This is a genomic window from Streptomyces sp. CNQ085 (assembly GCF_022614595.1).
Lineage (GTDB): Bacteria > Actinomycetota > Actinomycetes > Streptomycetales > Streptomycetaceae > Streptomyces.
On sequence record NZ_JAJFAU010000134.1, the window covers coordinates 1 to 3,162 of the forward strand.

General features: G+C 71.6%; 3 protein-coding genes. 1 reads left to right on the top strand and 2 read right to left on the bottom strand.

Annotation, left to right across the window (positions count from 1 at the left end; genetic code table 11):
- Nucleotides 1–367: 367 nt before the first annotated feature.
- Nucleotides 368–1,375, bottom strand: a complete 1,008-nt coding sequence (locus LJ221_RS19375; protein WP_241718001.1) for a stage II sporulation protein M — start codon at nt 1,373–1,375, stop codon at nt 368–370.
- A 143-nt stretch (nt 1,376–1,518) separates the two neighbouring features.
- On the opposite strand from LJ221_RS19375, the gene LJ221_RS19380 reads away from it, so the two are divergent.
- The gene (locus tag LJ221_RS19380; protein WP_241718002.1) at nt 1,519–2,475 is read left to right on the top strand and encodes an RDD family protein; all 957 of its coding nucleotides are present in this window, start codon (nt 1,519–1,521) and stop codon (nt 2,473–2,475) included.
- 25 nt (nt 2,476–2,500) lie between these two features.
- On the opposite strand, the gene LJ221_RS19385 is transcribed toward LJ221_RS19380, so the two are convergent.
- Entirely contained in the window at nt 2,501–3,115 is a 615-nt protein-coding gene (locus tag LJ221_RS19385; RefSeq protein ID WP_241718003.1) for a hypothetical protein, read from the bottom strand.
- Between the last annotated feature and the right edge of the window lie 47 nt (nt 3,116–3,162).

Below are 3,162 nucleotides of genomic sequence, written 5' to 3' on the forward strand. Positions count from 1 at the left end.
GAGCGACAGGGCATCAACATATCTGGCGTTGACTTTTGGCACGCTGTTGAGTTCTCAAGGAACGGACGCTTCCTTCGGCACCCCTTCCGGGGCCCCTCCGGGCGCTTCCCTTCGGTGTCTCCGACTCTATCAGATTCGCTTTGGCCGATCGAAATCGGCTTCGCTTTCCGACAGGAATTCGGGCTGCTTCGCCGGAGCCGTGGGCTCTCGACCGAAGCCGCATAGATTTTCGTCCGTCTACCCTCAAGGTTATCACTCTCAGGGCAACTTCTAAAATCTACCTCCCGGATGGATCCCCGTCAAGGGCTCCCTCCGGAACGATCAGAACCGTAGCAGGTCCGAGGACCTCGACGCACATCGGCCCGTGTCACGCCGCGAGAGGCGCCTCGGCGGAACGGTCGGCGGCCTCCACGTCGCCGGCCTCGCCCCTCCTCACCGCTCTGGCCCCCAGTACGTAGACGTAGACCAGGAAGGCCAGCTCGGCGACGACCCCGATGGTGATCCGGGCCCAGGTCGGCAGCCCCGAGGGGGTCACGAAACCCTCGATGACGCCCGAGACGAAGAGCACCGCGGCCAGGCCGAGCGCCATGCCGATGGCGGCACGCCCCTCCTCCGCGAGCGCCGTGCGGCGGCTGCGCGGTCCAGGGTCGACGACCGTCCACCCCAGGCGCAGACCCGTGCCGGCCGCGACGAAGACTGCGGTCAGTTCGAGCAGGCCGTGCGGGAGGATCAGGCCGAGGAAGACATCCAGACGGCCCGCGGAGGTCATCAGTCCGATGCCTGTCCCGATGTTCAGCATGTTCTGGAACAGCACCCACAGCACCGGTATCCCCAGGAAGGCACCGAAGATCAGACAGACAGCGGCGGCCTGCGCGTTGTTCGTCCACACCTGGGCGGCGAAGGAGGCGGCCGGGTTGCTGGAGTAGTACGTCTCGTACTGACCACCGGGCCGGGTCATCTCGCGCAGCTGCTCGGGCGCCGCGATGGCGGCCTGGATCTCGGGGTGGGTACCGATCCACCAGCCGATGAGGACAGCGACCAGTGTCGACAGCAGGGCCGTCGGTATCCACCAGTGCCGGGAGCGGTAGACGGCGGCCGGGAACCCGACCGCGAAGAAGCGTCCCACGTCCTGCCAGGTCGCGCGGCGGGTGCCGGTGACCGCACTGCGCGCCCGGGCGACGAGCGAGGTGAGGCGGCCGGTCAGCGCCGGGTCGGGGGCGGTGGACTGGATCAGCGACAGATGTGTGGAAGTCCGCTGATAGAGGGCGACGAGCTCGTCCGCCTCGGCTCCGGTGAGGCGGCTTCGGCGGCGCAGCAGCTCCTCCAGGCGGTCCCACTCGGCCCGGTGGGCGGTGACGAAGACATCGAGGTCCATAGGGAGAGCTTTTCAGATGGGTGCGCGGTCGGTCTCGGGCTGCTTGGCGGCCGGTCGGCCGCGGGCGGCAGACTGTGTACGTACCCGGCGTACGGCGTACGAGGCGCATGCGGGTCCGAGACGAGGGTGAGGAGGCGTACCGGGTGAGTCAGCTCGTGACGGGTGATGCGGTGGTGCTCGGGCTGCGGCCCGCGCGGCTGCCGAGCCGGGCCCTGGCCGTCTTCATAGACCTGGTGGTGCTCTGGGGGATCTACCTGGCGCTGTCGGTGGCGGTGCTGTCGGCCACCGGGTCCCTGGACGACGCGGCCACCGCCGCGGTCGCCGTCGCGCTGCTGCTGGTGGTGCTGATGGGCGGGCCGGTGGCGGTCGAGACGCTGTCCCACGGACGTTCGCTGGGAAAGATGGTGTGCGGGCTGCGGGTGGTACGGGAGGACGGCGGGCCTATCCGCTTCCGGCACGCGCTGGTGCGCGGGGCGCTGGGTTTCGTGGAGATCCAGATGACGGTGGGAGTCGTCGCGTGCGTCGCCTCACTGGTCTCCGCGCGGGGCCGGCGGCTCGGTGACGTGTTCGCCGGGACGCTGGTGGTGCGGGAGCGGGTTCCGGTGTCCCGGCCGGCTCCGGTGCCGCCTACCCCACCGTGGGTGGCCGGACACTTCGCGGGGCTGGACCTGTCGCGGGTGCCGGACGGGCTGTGGCTGGCCGTACGGCAGTACCTGCTGCGCGCGGACCAGCTCGATCCGCAGGTGGGCTGGTCGATGGCGCAGCGCCTGGCGGCCGATGTGGCGGGCTTCACCGGGGCCCCTGTCCCGGAGGGGATGCCTCCGGCCGTGTACCTGTCCGGTGTGGTGTCCGAGCGGCAGGGACGGGACGCGCAGCGGACCTTCGGGGAAGGCGACCGGCCGGAGGCCGAGCGGAACGGCGCCGCGCTTCCGCAGACCGCCCCTGCCCCCGGATCATGGCCCGTCCCAGGGCCCGTCCCTGCTTCCGGCTGGTCGGCTTCCCCTCCTCCGGGGACCCCGTCCGTCGGTGGCGGGGACGGCAGTGGCGGCGGTGACGAGGAAGCGGGCGGCCCGCGCACGGGCTTCGTTCCCCCCGCCTGACGCCGGCGGCTTCGGACGGGAGAGGTCAGTCGAACACCGAGGGCGGGGACTCCAGGTCCTCCAGTTCGACACCGGGTGCCGCCAGGACGACGTCACCGGCGATGTGCACGGAGTGCCTCTCGCCCGTCTCCAGGTCGTCGACCCGGTAGTGGTCCACGGTCAGCGGGCCGCTGTCGGTGGCGTGTGCTTGGCTGTCCACCAGCGCCCATGCCTGGTCGAGGGTGCGGGGAGCGAGTACGGGGGGTGCGAGGGCGACGAGGCGGGCGCGGGTGGGCGGTGCGCCGGGCACGGGGCGCAGCAGCCGGGCGGTGGCGACGAGGAAGGCGGGGGACGCGCCGGTGAAGGCGTGGGCGGGCGCGTTGCCTTCCTGTCCGTGTTCTCCCGCCGGACCGGCGCGCACCCAGGTCACGCCGTCGAGGGCGGCACCGCGTACCTGCCAGTGGGGGATGGTCAGTTCGAGGCGGAGGGGGCGGCCGAGGCCGTCCAGGGTGAGGTCCACCGAGCCCGCGCGGTCGCCGGAGGGAGTGGTGAGCTGTGAGACGTACCGCCAGCCGGACGGGCCGGGGGCGCACTGGAAGCGCTCCTCGCCCAGGGGGGTGCGGTCGTACGGGTCGTGGAGCGAGTAGCGGCCGCGGGGCATGGGGAGCCGTTCCTTACGGGTCGGGGCCCCGCCATGGAGCGGGGGCC

Excerpts from the sequence above, each read along its gene's own strand:
- LJ221_RS19375 (WP_241718001.1), bottom strand. The coding sequence starts at position 1,375 with ATGGACCTCGATGTCTTCGTCACCGCCCACCGGGCCGAGTGGGACCGC.
- LJ221_RS19385 (WP_241718003.1), bottom strand. The coding sequence starts at position 3,115 with ATGCCCCGCGGCCGCTACTCGCTCCACGACCCGTACGACCGCACCCCC.